Here is a 21,082-nt window from a genome sequence, read left to right on the forward strand (position 1 = left end):
ATTCTAGCGAATTTTTAGCTACTTTACAAATATTATGATTGTTTTTATATTTTGAGTCATTTCAAGGTTGCAATTGTTGCACCACTGCCACCAGCATTCATAGGAGCATACTCATAACTCTTAATATGACGATGTTTCTGTAGCTTCTTTTGGACCATTTCACGAATCACGCCCGTTCCTATACCATGAACAATTGTGATTTGCAGTAAATTGGCAAGCAGAGCCTGATCAATATAGTTGTCCAGCTCTAACTCTGCTTCTTCGTATCTCATACCACGTAAATCAAGCTGTGCTTTAACTTTATTGCTGACTTTCCGAGTTACTGATTTAGTTTTTGCAGGTTGGTTTCTAGCAATTTCTTCCTCTGTTAACTCAAATTCATCTTCTTGCAGTTTGGTCATTATTGATCCCATCTGCACTTGCCAACGTCCATCTTTTTCCAGACGAATAAGTTTTCCGCGTTGCCCATATGCTGTTACCAAAACTTCAGCCCCCTGTTTCAATCCGCGCTGTGCCTTGGCTTTCTTTAAAACTTTGTTTTTACTGTAATCAACAGATGGAACTAGATTTTCAAGCTCACTACGGGCTGCAATGATTTCGTGAGGTTTAAGCTGTGCTTTATCATTCAATGTTTTGAGAATTTCTTGAGCTTCTTGACTTGCCTTTTTCACGACTACTTGGGCTTCTTGTTTTGCTTTTTCTAGTTCAATCTCGCGCTCTCGATTAATTTGATTATAAACCTTGGTTAAGTCTTTATGAAGATTTATATTTTCTCGCTCTAACTTCTTAATATTTGCAGCTGCTTCTGTTACTTCACGCGTTTTTTCTTCTAAGCTTGCAATCATATGATTGACATCATGTTCTTCATCAGAAACCATATTACTAGCCTCTTGAATGATTTGGTCTGACAAACCTAAACGCCGTGAAATTTCTAAAGCATTTGAACGACCTGGTACACCCAGCTGCAGTCGGAAAACAGGCTGCATTTTGTCAATATCAAACTCCATGCTCGCATTAAGGACTTCAGGTGTTTCGACACCATATGCTTTAAGTTCTGGATAGTGTGTGCTCGCCATAGTTTTCACGTTTTTACCACGCAAATATTCTAAAATAGCAATAGCTAATGCGGCCCCTTCCTTAGGGTCCGTACCTGCGCCAAGCTCGTCAAAGAGTACCAATGAATTTTGATCCGCCTTGTCTAGAATAGAAACAATATTTGTCATATGGCTGGAGAAAGTCGAGAGACTTTGCTCGATGGATTGTTCATCCCCAATATCCGCAAAAATCTCATGAAAAACATGTGCACGACTGCCTGCACTTGTGAGAATAGGCAAGCCAGATTGAGCTATAATAGTGAGTAAGCCCACAGTTTTTAAGGTAATTGTTTTACCCCCAGTATTTGGCCCCGTAATTACAATCGTGTTTAAACTATTATCAAATTTGATATCATTGGCCACAACTACTTTTGGATCAATCAAGGGATGGCGTGCATCATAAAAACAAATATCTTTGTTTTGGGTCAACTCAGGAATACTGGCCTTATGCTTCAATAAGTAGTTATACTTGGCTCTAATCAAGTCGAGGTGGCCTTGTAACCACGCATTCTGCCGGATATCCAAACTATAGGGTTTAAGTTCTTCACTGACAGCCCGAAAAATTCGAATCATTTCATTTTTTTCTTCGATTTTCTTTTGATTTAAATGATTGTTAAGCGAAACAGCAGCATTGGGTTCAATATAGAGCGTTTGCCCTGAGGCAGACATATCGTGTACTACACCAGCTATTTTATTTTTACTGTCTGCACGCACAGGCAAGACTTGGCGATCATTACGCACCGTGATTAAATTTTCAGTGAGAGAAGCAGCATTTTTAGACAAGAGTTCCTGCATCACCTTTTTAATATCTGACTGATAGCGCTTAATGGCTGAACGAATGTGCATAAGTTCAGCAGATGCATTATCATAAAGTGAACCAGAGTTATCAAAAATTTCAAGTGTTTTATGTACAGGAGAAAGGTCTGAGAATTTTTGGATGAGTTCCTCAAGTGTTGGTATTTCAACATTTTCTGCTTCGTCAAAATAACGCAGAATATTAAGCCCCTGTTGGACAACTTTTTTTATTTCAACAAACTCTCGCCCACTCAATTGAGCATCTAACTCTAAGCGGCGTAAAATTTCACTGATATCTGCTGTTTTCGAAAGATGAATTTGTCCATTTTCTTGGGCTAATTTTTCAAACTCTGCTAATTCATCAAATAAGTTTTGAATTTTGTCGGTATCTGAGAGCGGCTCTAGTTCTTCCAACTCTTTTTTACCTTGGGCGGTTGTTAAAAAGGCCAAGAATTGCTCTTTGACCTTGTCAAATTCTAAAATTTGGATAATTTTTTTATTCATAAATTCTAAATATTACCTATTATATTCTCAATAAATATATTTTTCAGCATTCCTGAAGAAATCGGAGTATGGCTAACCATTAAGCGCACCACGGCTGAAGCGTTTAAATGGTTTTGAACAGTGGGCATTGGTACAAGCGCAAGTAGCGTAACGGCCATTTGTATACCAAAATAAGTTGCTCCGACCGCAAGGATACCTGCAATAATCTTTCCAGTATTTCCGAAGGGGTGCAAACGTGTGATGTGGATAAAAAGTCCAATTAAACGTATCACCACATAAGAAACCATGAAAATAATCATAAAAGCAAGACCAGCGTAGAAAGCATCATCAATTTGGAAAAGCAAGTTATTATCAAAAAAAAGTAAACGTGAGTCTGCTGTAGCGCTAGAGAAAGGTACCCACATTGTTAATTTTGAAGCAAGCTCTTTATAATTTAAAAAAGCAATAACTGCAGATATAATTATTCCCAAGCTATATAGAGCCTGTAAGACTAATCCTCTTGAGTAGCCAACCAGAAAGGCCCATATAAGTAATATTAAGATAAGTAAGTTAATAAGCATAATGTTTTCCTAAATTTCTGTAAATCGTTCGTTTACTACCCATTATACCTTATTTTCTCCTCATTTACCAAACAGGCTTGAAGAATGTCCTTTTTGTAAGCTATGGCTAAATTCAAGCTTCTGTGTCATATCGTTGATTGCTAGTACAGCTTCTCCAAAACCTACTGACATCAAGGGAGCTTTGCCTTCGTAATCACTAGCATCACCTGCTACATAGAGTCCTGCAATATTTGTCTCTTGTTGGCGGTTAGCTGTTATTCTTCCTCTACGGCTCAGTTCGAGTTCTTCATTTAAGTCAACATGATTTGTCATCATTCCGTAGTTTACTAATATTTTATCTACTGCTAAATGGTGTAGCTCCTCTGATTTTACCCGTTGCAGCTTAAGTCCTTCTGTTGATAACTCCTGAGGAAGATAAGGTGTATGTATTTCAACGGTTGATTGTTCCAGCTCTGCTACTGTTAAAGCATGGGCTCGGAAAGAAGGACGACGATGAATGAGATGAACTTTGCTGGCAACTTTTTCCAACATAAGGGCCCAATCCAAGGCACTGTCTCCACCCCCAAGAACCGCAACTTCTTTTTCACGATATTCTTCTAAATTTTGAATAAAGTAATTTAGTCTTCCTAATGCGTGAAGTTCTTCTTCTTGCTCAAGATTGAGCTTACGCGGACTAAGTAAGCCAGAGCCTGTTGTTAACAATACCGCTTTTGAATGATGTATCCTTTTACTTGTTTGCAGTACAAAATGTTTATCTTCGACTTCTTGACTAATATTTTCAACTTTTTCATCTAAATACAGTTCATGTGGTACACGTGCAAGTTGTGCTAAAAGATTAGCCGTTAGATCTGCTCCTGAAATCTCCGGTAAACCTGCTATATCATATATCATTTTATCTGGATAAAGCGTTTGAGGTTGACCACCAGCTTCTTCAAGAGCTTCGATTATCTTGACAGTCATTCCACGCATCCCAGCGTAAAACCCGGCGTACAACCCAACAGGGCCAGCACCGATAATTGTTAAATCATATAAAGTTTCCATGCCTTCATTATAGCAAAATTGTCAAAAGTTTTTTACATTTTAAATTTCATTCATGTTCTATAGAAAAAAACCAACGAAATTAATTCGTCAGTTTTTAAATTAAACACGCCCTAATATTTTTTTCATACCTTGAATAAGTTTGTATTTTACAGGCTGTGGATAATAAGAGAATTCCCCTACTTTTTGTGTGATATAGCCCCCAAAATTTTGCTTAAATTTTAACACGCCATCACTGCCATCAAAGTTTCCTGAGATACCATAAAAATTATAGGTTTTCATCTGACGCTCAATTGCATGAAGCATGGCTGTATGCTGCATAAGGAAAGGGCCACCTAACTTGCCATAAGCGCCGTCAGATCCACCATAAAGGTAAAGAAATTCTTGATTGACTTCAATAAAGACACCAGCTGCAATTGCCACTTCATCTTTATAAGTAATCAAAAATTCGATTTTATTGCCAAAAGCCTTATAAAGCTCTTGATAATAGGCCAAATCTTTGGTTGCAAAATGACGCTTTTCACCTGTGTTACCAATCAAACGTTCCACTTCAAAGAGTTCTTCATAAGTCGCTACCTTAACTGTAGCTTCATTTTTTGTCGCTTTTTTAACGTTACGTTTTGCGTTAGAGTTGTAACTCTTGAGAAGTTCTTCTTCACTGTGTATTTCAGAAAGATCTTTGATGTATTGCCATTCGGCAACGGCATCCTGCTCTTCATAACCCACATGTCGACCATTGTAAGTTAAGCCAAGCTTTTTCATTTCTGAAATGAAAGACTCATTAGCTTCTTGAAGTTCTTGACCTTTGCTGTCATAAACCATATAGTCAACAGCTGGACGTATCTTCACTTCTAGAGCTTGCTGATTTTTCGCATATTTTTTCAATTCTTGAATAAAGCAGTTAAAGACCATCTGATCGAAGTTACCAATGGGTCCAAAGTTAATTTCTAACTTTGCTCCACCTGAAACAGAAACAGAAGTCATAAGTGCTGCCATTTTAATCTGGTCATTGACTTTTACAGCTAGGAAAATCGGTTTATAACCACGTTTTTCTAACATTTCTGCCATTTGTGGAGTTTGTAAAAATGACTCGGTTTTTTCAGCTGCAAAAGCTGCAAATTGTTCTTGTGAGATTTCTAAGAATTCCATTATTTTCTACCTAATAGTGTTTTTACCATGCTCAAAACTTTATGTTTAAATGGTTTGGGATAATAATTGAAATAACCAACTTTACGTACAACATAACCTGCAAAATTCTGTTTGAAGTGCAGAACGCCATCTGTACCGTCAAAAGTTCCAGCCACTCCAAAGAAGTTATAGCTTTTCACACCTTTATCTAAGGTTTTTTTCATCACGTAATGCTGAATAGCAAAAGGTGCATATAATTTCTTAAAGGCTTCGTACGAACCACTAAACAGATAGATGGTTTCACTTGCACCGTAGATAAAGAGCGATCCCGCTAAGATAATATCTTCTCGGCCATGTTGAGCAATAAATTCACGCGCTTCTGCTAAACGAACTTTTTGAGTTTCTAGCTGGCTTTCTAACTCTTTGCGTTTACCTTCTTTTTTCGTTTTTTCAATCTGTCCAGAAAGTTTATCCATTTGAGCTAAAATTGCCGCTTCATAGTCTGCGAAGTTAATCTCAGCCACTAAAAACTCTACTTTATCACCAAAAGTTTTATAAAGACTTTGATAATAAGGCAAATCATGATCATCGTACCCACGGCGTTCCGACGTTTCCGAAGTAATCTTTTTGAACTTATCCAGTTCCTCATAAGCTAAAGGACGCACTCGAATTCCAAACTGCTGTGTTTTTTTGACAGAATATTGCCCATCTTTCGTATAAGATTTTAAAAGTTTTTTATCATCTGCTATATCAGAAAGATCTTTCACATAGTGCCATGTAGACTCGCCACGTTTGTTGTAACCAACTTCTAAGCCCGTATGTTTGTAGTTTAACTCCTGCATTGATTGAATAAACTGCTTGTTTTCATCTGTCAGTGCATTGCCTGTACTGTCAAACTCCTGGTAGTTTGTATTGGGAATGACTAAAAGTTCCAAGCCACCATGGTCTTTAACAAACTGACGTAATTCTTTGTAGAAAAACTTTTCTACATCTTCTTGGTACTCTTGGTAAATTGGGCCATACTGGATTTCGTAATGTTTTCCTCCAGTCATATTTTTTGCGCCTAAAAGAGCGGCCATTTCGATTTTATCTGATTGGACAGCCAATAAAGTTACTTCCCAGCCATTTGCCATCATTAGCTCTGCCATTTCAGGAGTTTGTAAAAAACTACCTTGGCTTACATTTTCATTGAATTGAGCGAATTCTTCAGCTGAAATTTCTCTTAATTTATAATTCAAAACATATCCTTATTTCTTTAGTGATTTTATTTATTATAGCAAAAAAGACTGAATATTTCAGCCTTTCCTTCTAAATAGAAGTGTTTTTTCCTCTTGTAAAAGTTGGTCTTTGTCTTGAACCAAAACAAAGAGGAGGATAATAGCGAAGACAAAATCAGCAAGGAAGAGAAGATAGTTGAACAATGTAAAATCATGAATCCCAAAGCTCGCAGCATCTACAGCATGGCTTATATTGCTCAATAAGAACAAGGACAAAGATACAAAAAAGATTAATCCAATCCCATAATTGCTTAAACCAGCATCACGTAAGCGACGAGTAAATAATGCAAGTGTGGGCAGTAGGAAGCCAACTCCAACAAGAAAGAGAAAGGCCAGCATCATCCATGTCGCAATAAATGCACCACCGAAGAGGACATTTTCAAAGAAATGAATCCCGACAAACATCACTCCTAACACTGCAAATACTAGAGCAAATATGAGCTGAACAAACCAAAAACTCAGACGGCTTGTTCTTCCTCTGAAAGAAATATAGCCGAGAAAATAGTTTTTGATCGCTTGCAAAAAGTTCTCCTGACCGTTTTCTTCTATCCGTGCTTGACCATAAGTTGGCTCTAAAAACTCTGGTAAGTCAGCTGCTGCTTGAGCAGCAGGAAGAGCATTCAAAATAAGAATAGCGAAGAAACCACCAAAAGGCGCTAAAAGTACAAAAATCAATTCCCAAGGAAGTCCAACATCCCGTAAACGGCGTACTGCCATGGCCAAGAAAGGACAAAATGCTATTAACCCGTAACATACCCATAAAGCAATGAAAAAATATGAAAATACAGACCACAAATCTGGTAAAACGTCACTTGATAAAAAATGGAACAAAGTGGCAAAGGCAAGTAGGATAACTGACACTAAAATATGACCTAACATTGCGAGCCAATAGTCTTTTCGACTGGTTCTTTCTCTAAAAGAAATATAGCCTAACCAAAATTTTTGATAGGATTGTTTGAACTCTTTCAAATTAAACATAATTTCCTCATTTCGTTAATAATCGTTTTGCTTGTGCCAGTGCTTCTACCGTTATGTCATCTCCAGCTAACATTTTGGCAACTTCTTCGACACGTTCTTCCAATTTCAATTTTCTTACTGTTGAAGTTGTAACATCATCTGTGGACGCCTTTTCAATATAAAATTGTGTATCAGCAATAGCTACAACCTGTGGTAGATGTGAGATAGCTAAAACTTGGCCTGCCTGGGCGATTTTATATATTTTTTGAGCAATAGCTTGGGCCACGCGTCCAGATACACCTGTGTCCACCTCATCGAACACTATTGATGTTTTATTTTCACGTCTTGAGAAGCTGGATTTAATAGCAAGCATCAAGCGGGAAAGTTCGCCTCCTGAAGCAGTTTTAGCCAAGGGTTTGAAGCCCTCACCTGGATTAGTTTGAATATAAAACTCTACTTGTTCATTACCCTTGCTTGAGAATTTTCCACTCTCAAACTGTACAGAAAAATCAGCTTTCTCCATATAAAGATCGGCAAGTTCCTTTTTAATATCTGTTTCTAATTCTTTCGCTATTGCATGACGTGCTGTGTTAAGATGTTCACTTGCAATTAATAATTCTGCTTGTGCCTCTTTTAGTGCTTCTTCAAGACTTTCGCTGTTTTCAGTTCCTCCCATCAAATCTGAGAGTTCAAGTTGGATTTTTTCCAAAGTTTTCAATACATCAGAAAGTTCTGGACCATACTTTTTACGTAAAGTATTCAAGGTGAGAATTCTCTCTTCGATTTGCAAAAGCTCTGTGGGATTGAACTCAATGCTCTCAATTGCTGTTGATAACTTAGTTGAAACCTCCTCTAGTAAGTAATAGGCATCCATCGTTTTATCAGACAAATCTTGATAATCTTGGTCGAACTCTGCAACATTTTCGAGTTCTGCCATGGCTGTACGTATCCCGCTCAAACTTGAAAAGTCGCCTTCTTCATCATCTAAAGCCAAATAAGCTGTATTTAAAGCATCTGCTATATTTTTAGCGTTATTCAGCTTATCACGGCGGTGCTGCAATTGCTCATCTTCTTTTAGGTCAATCTCGGCTGCTTCAATTTCTTCAACTTGAAACTGCAAGATTTCAATACGTTGGGCAAACTCTTGTTCATTTTTTTGACGAGTTTCAAGTGCTTGACGCATCTTTTTATAATGCTCAAACTTAACTTGGTATTCTGCTTTAATTTGTTCAAAATTTTCATCACCAAACTCATCAAGAAGACGAAGATGGTGTTTAGCATTCATTAACTCTTGATTATCATGTTGCCCATGAATATCCACCAAAAGCTCGCCGATTTCCCTTAAGGTTGTCAGATTCACCATCTGACCATTCACCCGACAAACAGAGCGACCATTAGCAAAAATATCACGGCGTAAAATGAGCTCTGTACTTCTTTCAAGACCCAAGCTTTCTAACTTTTGATCCAACTCCGCATTTTCTCCTGCAAAAAATAGACCTTCAATTTCGGCCTTATCTTTACCTGTACGGACAAAATCACTAGAGCTACGCCCTCCGAGCAAAAGACCCATAGCATCAATAATGATTGATTTACCAGCACCGGTTTCCCCAGTTAAAATAGTCATCCCACTTTCAAAAGAAAGGTGAATCTCTTCAATAATCGCAAAGTTCTTGATAGAAATTTCTTGTAGCATACTTTATCCTTTTATAAACTTAATTCGTCATAAACGGTATTTGCTTGCCGTCTTGTTTCACAAATGATTAAAATGCTGTCATCATCCGTCATAATAGAAAAAATCTTCTTGTCATAGCGATTGATGAGGCTTTTTTTAATCACACTGGTAGTCCCTGGTTTAGCAATGATTGAAATCATATTATCGTGAATTTTTAATTCTAATATGGCCTCATTGGCTAACTCATTATGCAGAAGATCTTTCTGTTCTTCATCATGTTGCTGAGGTAATGCATAGCGATAACCTCCACGACTTCCAGGAATTTTAATCAGAGCAAGTGACTTAATATCACGGGAAACTGTGGCTTGTGTCACATCAATATCATTAGCCAAAAGCTCTTGGACAAGCTCATCTTGTGTTTGTACTTCTTTAGTTGTGATGAGGCTTGAAATAAAATCAAGGCGTTCTTCTCTTCTCATACTAATGTTTCCTTTTCTGTTTGGAGTACAGCTTCAATATCAACAAGAGGCGCCACTGTAGCTGTTTCTTCTTTTTTTAAGTGTACTAGAAATTCAACATTTCCTGCACCACCTTTAATTGGTGAAAAGGTGAGATTTTTGACTGAAAATCCAGTACTCAAAGCTTTTTGAATCACTTTGTCAATCGTTTGCTTATGAACCTTTGGATCTTTAATGATACCATTTTTCCCCACTTGCTCACGACCAGCTTCAAACTGAGGCTTGATCAAGGCGGCCACATCTCCCTCTTTAGCTAAAATATCAAACAAGGGAGGTAAAATCAAGTCAAGCGAGATAAAGCTCACATCAATCGAAGTAAACTCAGGTTGCCCTTGCGTAAAGTCATCTAAGACAGCCTTTCGGAAATTAAACTGCTCCATAACCACCACTCGCTCGTCTTTGCGAAGTTTCCATGCCAGTTGGTTTGTTCCGACATCGAGAGCATAGACACGTTTGGCGCCATTTTGTAGCATAACATCTGTAAATCCCCCTGTTGAAGCCCCAATATCCAAGCAGGTTTTATCTTCTACAGAAAGTCCGAACTCTAAGAGTGCTTTTTCTAACTTAAGTCCCCCACGACTCACATATTTTAGTTTTTCACCTTTGAGTCGAAGTTCAGTTGTTTCTTCTATCTTTTGTCCTGGTTTGTCAAAACGTTCTCCTGACTTAGCATCTACCACCAAACCAGCCATAACTCCTCGTTTCGCTTGTTCTCTTGTATCAAACAAGCCTTGATTTGCTGCTAAAACATCTACTCTTTCTTTCATTTTATTTCTAAACTTTCTATAATTTCGACAATTTCAGCACTTGAAGCTATCTGTGCCAAATCACTTTTCACGGCCGCCAATAATTCTTCTAAAGCTTCTTGAGCTCCTCTTAATCCGAGCAAGGCCACATAGGTTGACTTTTCTTCTGCTTGGTCTTTTCCAGGTGTTTTTCCTATTTCTTCAAATGTTCCGGTAACATCAATAATATCGTCACGTATTTGGAAAGCCAAGCCAAGATTTTGACCAATTTCTCTTAGTTTTGCGATTACTGCTTCAGATTGCTCAGCGATAATTCCAGCAGCAACGAAAGGAAAGGTTAACATTCTTCCCGTTTTCAAATGATGAATTTCCTTTACTTGCTCTAGGGATAAGGTTTTTCCTTCACCATCCATATCTAAAATTTGCCCAGCAACCATGCCTAAAGCACCACTTGCAAAAGAAAGTTCTTTAACCAAGGAAACAACTATTGTCGCTGGTAAAGACGCATTGGCTAAAAGATAGTAGGGATCTAAAAAGAGCGCATCTCCAGCCAATATCGCTGTTGCTTCATCAAACTTTTTATGATTGGTGAGTTGCCCGCGGCGGTAATCATCATTATCCATCGCAGGTAAGTCATCATGAATCAAGCTCCCCGCATGAATCATCTCAACAGTTGATGCTACTTGATAATGTGCCGTTTCCAGTGTTACTCCTAGTGATTCTAACATCTTAAGGAACAAAAGCGGACGAATTCTTTTACCACCTGCTGCAAGTGAATAAATCACGGCATCTGCAAGATGTTGAGGAATATCAGCTTTTTTATAAAATTTTATCAGCTCTTGATTGAGCCTATTCATATCGGTAATCATTAGTTATATTATCCCATTTCACAGAAATAAAGTCCAATAGAAAATAAAGACTCTCTCATAAAGAAATTCTAAATATAAAAAAAACGTTCTTTCAAATAAAGAACGTTTCTGTGCACTTCAGGATTACAAACCAAGCTGTCCTTTTAAGCCATCCACAAGCCCTTGAGCCTGTTCTTTCATATTTTCTGGAGCATATTTATCCACTTGCTCATCAATGACTTCTTCTGCTTTTTGTTTCATATCATCTGGCACATTTGAAGCCAGATCTTTTGCTTTATCTACAAGGTTATTTAGATCCATAATTTCTCCTTTTTTATAGTGTTATTATAACACAAGTGAAGTCAGGGTATTCAATGATTAGCTCCCCCTAATTTTACAAAAGACAGCTCGAAATTACGGTTCTTCAAACCTTATTCACAACCTCACTGTCCATAACACCACAGTTTAAGAACATTTTGAGCTAAAAGTTCAATATTTTTTAGAGCCACTTCTTTTTTCATTGCTTCTTCTAAAGGAAGCACTTTTCTCTGAATACTATAGCTTGCGAGCAGAACCCGATTCATCTCACCTAAATTCTCTGATAGACTACCACAGAAAGCGATTGTGGGGACATCATATTTCTCACCCAGCTTTGCCATTCCAAACGGAACTTTGCCTTTGGCTGTTTGAAAATCCATCTGTCCTTCGCCTGTAATAATCAAATCAGCCGTTTTGATCGTTTCCTCAATCTTTAAAAGCTCAGCTATTTTACCAAAGCCTGACTCAAGTTCCCCTCCTAGCAAGATAAGAGCACCACCTAAGCCCCCAGCTGCGCCTGTCCCTGGAATCTTTTGTAAATCAATCTTTCTCTCTTTTTTTATCTTTTCAACAAAAGCTTGTGCTGTCCTGTCCTGTTGTTCCAGAATTTCAGCGGTGCCACCTTTTTGCTTTCCAAAAACTTTGGCATATCCTTCGGCGCCAGCATAAACATTAGTAACATCTGCTAAACCTGTAATTTTTATCGACGAAAAATCTTCAGCTTCTACAGCTTCCAAAAGTCCCAGCCCACCATCAGAGGTTCCGCTCCCTCCCATGCTTAAAATAATCTCAGTCGCTCCTCTTTTTTTAGCATCAAGAAATAAAGCGCCAAGTCCGAAAGTAGTGGCTTCTTGGATTGTCTTTTCGTTTGGTTTAATCTTATTGATGCCAACAACTTCAGCTGCCTCAATCACAGCCAGACGCTCGTCGATGAGCAAATAGGAAGCACGCATGGGACGTTGCATTAAATCAACTGTTTTAACATTAATAAGATTCCCACCTAAACCAGATTGAAGAGCAGACACACTTCCTTCGCCCCCATCAGCAATTTCAAACGTCTCAACTTTGATTTTAGGAAATGCAGCTAAAATCCCAGTTTTTACTGCCTGATTCAACTCAGCACTCGTGGCTGATCCCTTGAAAGAATCTATTGCTACTACAACTTTCATATTTTTCCTCACTTTTACTTACTAGTGTTATTATAGCACCAAACCATTGCGTAAAAAATAAATTCAGAAAGCCGTAACAAAAAAGATTGCTTAGGCAATCTTTTTATTCTCCTAAAAACTCACTCTCAGATCCGTCTTTTCCGACGATTTTTACCAGTGTTTTTTCGGCTTCATTTAATGTTGTTTTGAGTTTTTCAGAAAGGAGCATTCCTTTTTGAAATTCAGAGATGGCATCTTCTAGAGCCACATCTCCGCTTTCTAGTTTTTTTACAATTGTTTCGAGTTCTGCTAAATTTTCTTCAAATTTTGCTTCTTTTTTTGTTGCCATATGTATCCTTTACTTTATTTCTGCATGAACGGTGCCGTCACTCAAATCGATATTCACTGCATCACCAGCTTGAACATCCTTGACACTCTTTATAATTTTACCATCATTCGCAGTGACCACTGAAAAACCACGCGCCTTGATCTTACTAATATCCATCAACAGAAGGGCCTGCACCAAGTTATCGACTTGATTTTTCTTTTGCTCATAGCTTTTTGCAAAAGTGGGCACTAGTTTTCCTGATATTAGTTCATAGCGGTGTTTCTCACGACTCAGCTTGGTTTCAGTTAGATTTTGTAAACGACTCGTGAGGTGATCGATTTTCTGAATATGTCCATCGTAGAGACGTTCCGGCTGACGAAAAACAACCGAATTGGATAACTTTTCCACCCGCTCTCTTTGGACCTTGATGAGATGTGTTACACGATTTCTCATACGAAGTTCTTGGTCATTTGACCACGCCAGCAAATCTAGTTTGGTATTAGGAGTTGCAAGTTCGGCAGCAGCTGTTGGTGTAGCTGCTCTGCGGTCTGCAACAAAATCCGCCAAGGTCGTGTCAGTCTCGTGACCAACCGAAGAAATAACGGGAATACGTGACTCAAAGATAGCCCTAACGACAATCTCTTCGTTAAAACACCAAAGGTCTTCGATAGATCCTCCACCACGTCCAACGATAAGGATATCGATATCGGATCGATCATTCACTGCTTCAATATTTGCGGCGATTTCTTCTGCAGCACCAACACCTTGAACTTTTGTCGGATAGAGTAAGATCTGACTCATCGGAAAGCGGCGATTTACGGTAGTAATAATGTCTCGAATAACAGCTCCAGAAGGACTGGTAATTACTGCAATTTTTTTGGAAAAAAGCGGCAACTCTTGCTTCCATTGTGGATTAAATAATCCCTCCGCTGTGAGCTTTTTCTTCAACTGTTCAAACTTAACTGCCAAAGCGCCGATACCATCGGGTACAATATTTTCAATGTTAATAGAATAAGAACCTGAAGGGGCATAGAGACTGATACGTCCTGTTACAAGTACTTTCATTCCATCTTCAAGTTTGAAGTCAAGCTTTTTAAATTGACCTGCCCACATCGTTGCTTGTATGACAGACTTTTCGTCTTTAATTGCAAAATATTGATGATTAGGTCGTTGGCGAAAGTTAGAAATTTCTCCTGTCAAATAAACGCGTTCCAAATATGGATCGCGGTCAAACTTTGCTTTTAAGTATTTTGTTAGAGTTGATACGGTTAAATACTCTGTCATGCCTTTAATCTTTCTAAATCCACTGTTTATCTCCATGTACTGACTTGTAAATAAATCTGGACGAAATTTTCTTTTTTATTTTACAGAAGCTTCTGCAGCACGTACAGTCTGTTCCATCAACATGGTGATTGTCATTGGCCCCACTCCTCCAGGAACTGGCGTGATTAGTCCAGCAATTTCTTTCACCTGTTCAAAGTCAACATCTCCATGAAGTTTGCCATTCTCATCACGGTTCATACCGACATCAATAACTGTTGCCCCTTCTTTTACATCTTCTGCTTTGATAAAGCGGTCTTGTCCAATGGCTACGACTAAAATATCTGCAGAACGTGTGAGCTCAGAAAGATTTTCTGTACGTGAATGTGCAATGGTAACAGTGGCATTAGCCATCATCATCAGTTGAGCCATCGGTTTTCCAACGATGTTAGAACGCCCCACAACAACAGCTTTTTTTCCTGCAAGTTCAACATTATAGGCACGGAACATTTCCATGATTCCTGCTGGTGTTGAAGGAACCATTAATGGAGCTCCGCTCCACAATTTACCCATATTTATTGGATGGAAGCCGTCTACATCTTTTTCAGGAGAAATCGCAAGCAAGACTTTTTCTTCTGATATATGTGAAGGCAGCGGCAACTGCACAAGAATTCCGTGCCAAGAGTGATCCTCATTAAAGCTTTCAATAAGCTCTAACAGCTCCGCTTCAGACGTTGTTTCAGGAAGACGAATCACTTCTGACTTAAAACCTAGCTTTGCAGCTACACGTTCTTTATTTCGAACATAAACTTGACTGGCGGGATTTTCTCCAATCAAAATGACAGCGAGTCCTGGCTGAATGCCTTGTTCTTTCAGTTTGATAACTCGATTTTTGAGTTCTTCTTGCATCTTTTCAGCAAGGGCTTTTCCATCAATAATTTTCATACTATTTATTATATCAGACTCCACAAATATGTGCCAACAGGTGTTTCTTGATTCGAAAAAATTTTTCTGTAATGTTCGTTTTCAGCTGATAGACCAAAGTAGGCTCTGTATTTTACCTCAATATGCTCAACAACTTCTCTAATATCCCACTGGATACATCGTCAATAAGTGTAACAAGCAAGACAATGACCGTATAGCTGAGTTAAATCAGAAAAGCTTCATTTTATTTTTCCATTACTTCAGTTTTTCGAAATAATAATCAAATTGTCAGCCAAACTCATGATTTAGTGATAGAATAAAGGTATAAATCAACCCGGAGTCCGAAGTAACTTACCTTGGACTCCTTTTTTATTTAAATTTATCTGTTTTTCTTCTATCTCTTTTTGCATTTCAATTAAGCTCTCATCTCAATCTTCTCTTAATATCTCGTAACTCTAGAACTTGACCTCAGAGGCTAAATGTGAAATAATGATAATATAATAAAGAAGGACTAAAGTATCACTCGCCGGAGCGATATTTATCAGAGTCATGCCAACTAACCTTAGGCCTTGTGGTTAGTTGACATGACTCTTTTTGTTTATCACTTGCTAGCCCTTTTCTGGTCCTTTAAAGCTAGCTCAATAATCTTTTTGAAAGAGGTGTAATATGTCGTGGATCTTTTTATTTCTCGCTGGAATCTTTGAAGTTGTTTGGGCTTCAACAATGAAATTAAGTCAAGGTTTTTCTATCATCAAGTATGATATTTTAACGATTATCGGAATGCTTGTCAGTTTTGGATTTTTGACTTTAGCTATGAAGAAGCTTCCCTTAGGAATTGCTTATCCCATATGGACAGGAATTGGTGCGGTTGGGGCTATCTTAGTTGGTGCCCTTATCTTCAAAGATAAGGTTCCTTCACTGACTTGGGTCTTTGTTCTTATGCTTGTTGTTGGACTAATCGGGATAAAAGTTACAAGTGGTCATTGATTTGTCTCGCTTTTCTAGAGGAAAACAAAAAACCTAGCTTAAACTAGGCTTTTTTGTTTGCTCTTTTCCATACTGAAAAATATTTCCCATATAAGGCTGTAGCCAAGTAGAAGATGATGGTGAGAAGCATTGGTAATGCACTGGCAGAGTAGCCTTGTGCAAATGCTGTAGCCCATAATACAATGGTCACGATATTAGAAAGTAACCATAAAGAATAACTGTCGCCATATCCTTTGAAAACCAGTAATGAAGCTGTTGCACCAATGATAAGTGTGATAGAATCCCATAAAGGGTTCGTATCTCCCAGATGTGCGTAAATTTGCATCATTGGCCACCAAGCAATTAGCATTAAAGCTATTGCAATAAACCAACCTTTGACCGTCATAAACTTCACGCCGTTTTCAATACGATGTCCCCAGGTTTTCCAAGTCAGGATTAAAGGAATATCAATAAAGGCGATAAAGACGATTTGATCTAGAACAGAAGCATAGTGTCCTGCAGTCCAATTTATATAAATAAAGCCAAAAGCACTAATCAATCCAAGTAAACCATTAATCGGCCGTCCAATCATCATATAGACCGTACAAGCCGAGCCTACAAGAGTCGCAAAAAGTGTAATCACAGACAATAAAGTTATTGGCGCCGTAAGAAAAAAAGCAAGCTGTACGCCTATGATAAAAGCCAGCATTACGCTGCCAGCTGTATTGATAGATTTGAGTTCATGTTTCAACCAAATAATATAGTTTTTCATTGTTCCCTCTTTTTAATTTGATTATTAAATTATAACACGGACGGGAATGAAAAAAGAATTTTTTTTACGAAATATACAAAAAAATGAAACAATTTCTGTTCCATTTTTCTCTTATGCTTGTTCTTCTAGTGCTCGTTCTATGTCTAACTGACGAATATTATGGGACGCCTCAAGCATTTCGACACGACGTACTGAACGTGGTAAAAACTTCCTAATGTCATCTTCATTGTAGCCCACTTGTAATCTTTTATCATCAAGGATCAAAGGTCGACGCAATAATGTACGATTTTCCTCGATTATCTTAACCAGCTCATGAAGGGAAAGGCGCTCAAAATCCAAAGATAAACGTTTGTAAGCACGACTTCTTGTGGAAATAATTTCCTCTGTTCCATTTTCAGTTAAAGAGAAAATCTTAAGAAAGTCTTCGGGATCTATTTTGTCAGTTATCAAGTTGATTTCTTCGAATTCTAGTTCGTGATTCGTTAGCCATTCTTTGGCTTTTTTGCAAGAACTGCAAGCCATGACAGTATATACTTTAATCATATCCCTTCCCTCACTTTTCTTAATTTTATCTCATATGTATTTAATATAATTATATCATTTTTAAAGTCATTGTCAAATTACTCAACTTAGGACTTATTTTTAAATGAAAATGTAATGAAAAAAAAGCCGCACAAAAGCAGCTTTTATTCTTCATAGACACGGTAAATTCTATCTGATAAAAGACAGATAACTTCATAGCCAATCGTATGACGCCAGTTTGCGATATCTTGAACAGTAATCTCTTTATCGCCATTTTTACCAATCAGTGTGACCTGTGTACCCATCTCATAGTTTTTCGGCAAACGTATCGTCATCTGGTCCATCGAAATCCGACCAATAATTTCACAGTATTGCCCATCCACAATGACCTTAAAGCCTTGCATATCTCGTGTCCAACCATCGGCATAGCCAATAGACACAGTCCCTACATAAGTATCTTCTTCTGCACGGAAAGTTCCCCCATAACCCACAGTGTCTCCCTTGTGGATCTTTTTAACATGCGTCAACTCAGAATGTAAGCTTAAAGCAGGTTCCAACTCATAAGGGAGAGCAAGTTCATCACCACTTGGGTTTAAACCATACATCGCGAGACCAATACGTTCAATATCTTGCACTTCTTGATTTTGCCACAAGCCAGCCGCTGAATTTGTCGAATGCACATATTTTGGACGACGACTCAATTGACTGACTAAAGCATCAAATTTTGCCTTTTGTTCTTTAAACTGTGTTGTATCTTCTTCATCAGCAGTAGCATAATGTGTAAAGATTCCTCGCACGCTAATATTATATTGATCCGCTAGGTCAATAATTTGATTAGCTTCCTCTGCTGTTGTCACACCGATTCGGCCCATACCTGTATCGACAGCGATATGGATACGCAAACGTGAAAAGTGTTTATTTTTATTTGAATCAATGACTTGTTGGAGCCACTTTAAACTTGGTGCTGTTAAAGTGATGTGCTGACTGGCTGCAATTTCTGCATGGTCAGGTACAATACCAGACAGTACAAGTATTGGTTTAATAATCAACTGTTGACGCAACTCGATGGCTTCATCAAAGTTGGACACACAAAAACCATCCACAAGACCATCAATATGCTGTGCAACAGCAACTGCTCCGTGACCGTAAGCATTAGCTTTTACAACAGCCCAAAGTTCTGGCTTGTCACCGATATGTTCGCGCATTTTCTTGACATTATTTTCAATTGCGGATAATTTAATAATCGCTGGTGTGTGGCGATGTGGTGCTGCTTTCATAATATTTACCTTCTTTTTATACTCAATCTTTACTCTCAAGCACAACCATAGCAACTGCTTCTAGATTACTATGTGAAATACTCAAATGTGCTTGGCCAGCAAAGGGATGTTCTAGAAAATATGGTTTTCCTTTTTCATTTTTAGAAATTTCTATATGATGAAAGGAAAGCTGGCTGTCAAAACCTGTTCCTAAGGCTTTTGAAAAGGCTTCTTTTGCCGCCCAACGTCCCGCTAAAAATTCAGCTTGACGTTTTTTTGAAGTAAAACTTGAAAAATGAGCAAACTCATTTATTGTCAAAACGCGCTGTGCAAATTTATCATTGCGTTCCAATGCCTGGACAATGCGCGATATCTCGACATTATCTGTTCCTATACCGTAGATCATTTTTCTATTATACCAAATTTTCAGATACTTTATTTAAAATCATTCTTCGGATCCTAAGATTAAAAAGCTTAAAAATAGGCTGGGCTTACACCCAACCTATTTTTTTTATTCTGCAATGATAACTTGCTCGCCAGGAGCTACTTCTTCAGGAGCTTCAACATAGATATGTTTAAATTCATCAGAATTCGTAATAACAACTAAAGTTACTGGTGACAAGTGAGCGTTCTCAATCATCTTCAAGTCTGCTTCTAAGAGCAAATCGCCCTTAGTAACCTTGCTGCCATCTGTTACTTTAGCAGTGAAGGGTTTACCCTCTAAAGACACAGTATCTAAGCCCACATGAATCAGTACTTCTACGCCAGAGTCACTAAGCAAACCAATAGCATGTTTGGTAGGGAAAACTGTCGTCACTGTACCATCAAATGGTGCAAAAACTTTTCCATCACGAGGTTGGATACCAAAACCTTGCCCAAGCATACCTTTAGAAAAAACTTCATCTTCTACTTTCGCTAAAGGAATAATTTTCCCTGACATTGGTGAAGCAACTGTTTTTTCAAGATTTACAACAGCAGGTTGCGCTACTGTTGCTGCGTCTACATAGTTATCTGCTTTATCTTTTTCAGATTGAGGAATACCAAAGAAGTATGTTGCGATAAAGCCACCAACGTAACCACCAATTAAGCCAAAGACGTAAATCAACCAACGGTTATCCGCAATCAATGGTATTAAAGCAATCCCACTTGGGCCAATAGCAATAGCACCAACATGTCCTAGAGATCCGATAATGGCACCACCAATACCTCCACCAATACAAGCTGTAATAAATGGACGTCCCATCGGAAGAGTCACACCATAAATAAGAGGTTCACCAATGCCTAAGAAACCTACAGGTAAAGCACCTTTGACAATTTCGGCGAACTCTTTATTTTTGCGTAAACGTACCCAGAGTGCCAATGCTGCCCCGACTTGACCAGCACCAGCCATAGCAAGAATTGGTAGCAAAGTTGTTGACCCAGTCTTATCAATCATTTCAATATGAATCGGTGTCAAAATTTGATGCAAGCCAAACATAACCATTGGGAGGAAGAGAGCCCCTAAGAGGAAGCCAGCAAATCCACCGCCAACATTAAGTACAGCGTTAATCCCGCCTACTAAAGATGTCGAAATTGTTCCCGCAACAGGCATGATGAAGAAAATCGTTAAAAGTCCGATAGCAAGGAGAGAAAGTGTGGGCGTCACGATAATGTCAATCGAATCTGGAATAACTTTACGTAAATTCTTTTCGACAAGAGACAAAAGCCATACAGCAAAGATAACGCCAATGATTCCCCCTTGTTGTGCAGTTAATGGCTGCCCCGTAAAGATATTGTTAATTGGTGCTTCTGGAGTAATCCCAGTCAACATAGTCACAGCACCAATAACACCACCAAGTGAAGGCGTAGCCCCAAATTCAGTTGCTGCATTAATCCCTACATAGATCACCAAGTAGGCGAAGATACCTTTTTGAATCACACCTAGGACAGCAACAATCTGTGCAAAAGTCGCACCATCAATCGTACCTGCAGTTATCAGATTTGCAAGGATGGAGGCAATACCACCAATAAGTCCAGCACCTACAAAGGCAGGAATCAATGGTGTAAAAATACGAGAAATCGAGTTCAGTATTTCTTTTATTTTTGAGGGCTTATTATATTTTTCTTTGGCTTCCTTTTTTGTTTGAGCTGCACGTTCTTCAAGGCTAAGACCTGCTGTATTAGGAAACTGTTCGCCTAGTTTAACTCCTACTGTATCAACCATTTTTTGGGCTACCTTGTTTACTGTACCCGGACCAACGATAACTTGGAGTGTTTCACCCTCAACAACCCCCATAACACCATCAATAGCTTTGAGGTTTTCAAGGTCTACTTTTGTTTCGTCAATCATTGAAAGTCGAACGCGCGTCATACAATGAACTAAACTTTGAACGTTTTCTGGTCCGCCAATTTCTTCGTAAATTTGCCGTGCAATACGTGTTACTTTATCTTCTGCCATCTTCATCTCCTAAT

21 protein-coding genes are annotated in these 21,082 nt (G+C 38.4%); 1 reads left to right on the forward strand and 20 read right to left on the reverse strand.

Going from position 1 to position 21,082, the window contains the following annotated elements; genetic code table 11:
• Positions 1-56: 56 nt before the first annotated feature.
• The 15 genes from KJS37_RS00240 to KJS37_RS00310 form a co-directional block, all read right to left on the reverse strand.
• Complete coding sequence (locus tag KJS37_RS00240; protein ID WP_213495366.1) at positions 57-2,393, reverse strand: endonuclease MutS2; 2,337 nt, start codon at positions 2,391-2,393, stop codon at positions 57-59.
• Between the two features lie 5 nt (positions 2,394-2,398).
• A complete protein-coding gene (locus tag KJS37_RS00245; RefSeq protein ID WP_017369015.1) occupies positions 2,399-2,953 on the reverse strand; it encodes a CvpA family protein in 555 nt (184 codons plus the stop codon).
• Positions 2,954-3,013: 60 nt separating this feature from the next.
• Complete coding sequence (locus KJS37_RS00250) at positions 3,014-3,994, reverse strand: NAD(P)/FAD-dependent oxidoreductase (RefSeq protein WP_213495368.1); 981 nt, start codon at positions 3,992-3,994, stop codon at positions 3,014-3,016.
• A 99-nt stretch (positions 3,995-4,093) separates the two neighbouring features.
• Entirely contained in the window at positions 4,094-5,140 is a 1,047-nt protein-coding gene (locus KJS37_RS00255) for a peptidoglycan bridge formation glycyltransferase FemA/FemB family protein (protein ID WP_213495370.1), read from the reverse strand.
• Positions 5,140-6,357, reverse strand: a complete 1,218-nt coding sequence (locus KJS37_RS00260) for an aminoacyltransferase (RefSeq protein ID WP_213495372.1) — start codon at positions 6,355-6,357, stop codon at positions 5,140-5,142. The genes KJS37_RS00255 and KJS37_RS00260 overlap by 1 nt, the downstream gene beginning before the upstream one ends.
• 57 nt (positions 6,358-6,414) lie before the next feature.
• A complete protein-coding gene (locus tag KJS37_RS00265) occupies positions 6,415-7,374 on the reverse strand; it encodes a DUF805 domain-containing protein (RefSeq protein ID WP_213495374.1) in 960 nt (319 codons plus the stop codon).
• A 7-nt stretch (positions 7,375-7,381) separates the two neighbouring features.
• The gene (recN, locus tag KJS37_RS00270) at positions 7,382-9,046 is read right to left on the reverse strand and encodes a DNA repair protein RecN (protein WP_017369010.1); all 1,665 of its coding nucleotides are present in this window, start codon (positions 9,044-9,046) and stop codon (positions 7,382-7,384) included.
• A gap of 11 nt (positions 9,047-9,057) precedes the next feature.
• Complete coding sequence (locus tag KJS37_RS00275; RefSeq protein WP_017369009.1) at positions 9,058-9,504, reverse strand: arginine repressor; 447 nt, start codon at positions 9,502-9,504, stop codon at positions 9,058-9,060.
• A complete protein-coding gene (locus tag KJS37_RS00280; protein ID WP_017369008.1) occupies positions 9,501-10,310 on the reverse strand; it encodes a TlyA family RNA methyltransferase in 810 nt (269 codons plus the stop codon). Before KJS37_RS00280 ends, KJS37_RS00275 begins: the two co-directional genes overlap by 4 nt.
• A complete protein-coding gene (locus tag KJS37_RS00285; RefSeq protein ID WP_213495376.1) occupies positions 10,307-11,158 on the reverse strand; it encodes a polyprenyl synthetase family protein in 852 nt (283 codons plus the stop codon). Before KJS37_RS00285 ends, KJS37_RS00280 begins: the two co-directional genes overlap by 4 nt.
• A gap of 123 nt (positions 11,159-11,281) precedes the next feature.
• Positions 11,282-11,458 carry a hypothetical protein gene (locus KJS37_RS00290; RefSeq protein ID WP_165711324.1) on the reverse strand — a complete coding sequence of 59 codons (177 nt, stop codon included), beginning with the start codon at positions 11,456-11,458 and terminating at the stop codon, positions 11,282-11,284.
• A 122-nt stretch (positions 11,459-11,580) separates the two neighbouring features.
• Positions 11,581-12,624 carry a glycerate kinase family protein gene (locus tag KJS37_RS00295; protein WP_213495378.1) on the reverse strand — a complete coding sequence of 348 codons (1,044 nt, stop codon included), beginning with the start codon at positions 12,622-12,624 and terminating at the stop codon, positions 11,581-11,583.
• Between the two features lie 103 nt (positions 12,625-12,727).
• Positions 12,728-12,952: an exodeoxyribonuclease VII small subunit gene (locus KJS37_RS00300; protein ID WP_014024456.1), complete on the reverse strand. Its 225-nt coding sequence runs from the start codon at positions 12,950-12,952 to the stop codon at positions 12,728-12,730.
• 9 nt (positions 12,953-12,961) lie between these two features.
• Positions 12,962-14,215: an exodeoxyribonuclease VII large subunit gene (gene xseA, locus KJS37_RS00305; RefSeq protein ID WP_017369004.1), complete on the reverse strand. Its 1,254-nt coding sequence runs from the start codon at positions 14,213-14,215 to the stop codon at positions 12,962-12,964.
• Positions 14,216-14,290: 75 nt separating this feature from the next.
• Positions 14,291-15,136, reverse strand: coding sequence for a bifunctional methylenetetrahydrofolate dehydrogenase/methenyltetrahydrofolate cyclohydrolase (locus KJS37_RS00310; RefSeq protein WP_017369003.1), 846 nt, complete (start codon positions 15,134-15,136; stop codon positions 14,291-14,293).
• Between the two features lie 645 nt (positions 15,137-15,781).
• On the opposite strand from KJS37_RS00310, the gene KJS37_RS00315 reads away from it, so the two are divergent.
• Complete coding sequence (locus KJS37_RS00315) at positions 15,782-16,102, forward strand: DMT family transporter (RefSeq protein WP_019291995.1); 321 nt, start codon at positions 15,782-15,784, stop codon at positions 16,100-16,102.
• 43 nt (positions 16,103-16,145) lie between these two features.
• Here KJS37_RS00315 and pnuC read toward each other — a convergent pair whose 3' ends face one another.
• The 5 genes from pnuC to KJS37_RS00340 form a co-directional block, all read right to left on the reverse strand.
• A complete protein-coding gene (gene pnuC / locus KJS37_RS00320) occupies positions 16,146-16,853 on the reverse strand; it encodes a nicotinamide riboside transporter PnuC (RefSeq protein ID WP_096368525.1) in 708 nt (235 codons plus the stop codon).
• Positions 16,854-16,964: 111 nt separating this feature from the next.
• A complete protein-coding gene (locus KJS37_RS00325; RefSeq protein WP_019291994.1) occupies positions 16,965-17,396 on the reverse strand; it encodes a Spx/MgsR family RNA polymerase-binding regulatory protein in 432 nt (143 codons plus the stop codon).
• A 143-nt stretch (positions 17,397-17,539) separates the two neighbouring features.
• Positions 17,540-18,652 carry an alanine racemase gene (gene alr / locus KJS37_RS00330; RefSeq protein ID WP_213495380.1) on the reverse strand — a complete coding sequence of 371 codons (1,113 nt, stop codon included), beginning with the start codon at positions 18,650-18,652 and terminating at the stop codon, positions 17,540-17,542.
• A gap of 22 nt (positions 18,653-18,674) precedes the next feature.
• Positions 18,675-19,037: a holo-ACP synthase gene (gene acpS / locus KJS37_RS00335; protein WP_019291992.1), complete on the reverse strand. Its 363-nt coding sequence runs from the start codon at positions 19,035-19,037 to the stop codon at positions 18,675-18,677.
• A 105-nt stretch (positions 19,038-19,142) separates the two neighbouring features.
• Positions 19,143-21,068 carry a glucose PTS transporter subunit IIA gene (locus tag KJS37_RS00340; RefSeq protein ID WP_213495382.1) on the reverse strand — a complete coding sequence of 642 codons (1,926 nt, stop codon included), beginning with the start codon at positions 21,066-21,068 and terminating at the stop codon, positions 19,143-19,145.
• Positions 21,069-21,082: the final 14 nt, after the last annotated feature.

It is taken from the genome of Lactococcus formosensis, assembly GCF_018403745.1.
GTDB lineage: Bacteria > Bacillota > Bacilli > Lactobacillales > Streptococcaceae > Lactococcus > Lactococcus formosensis.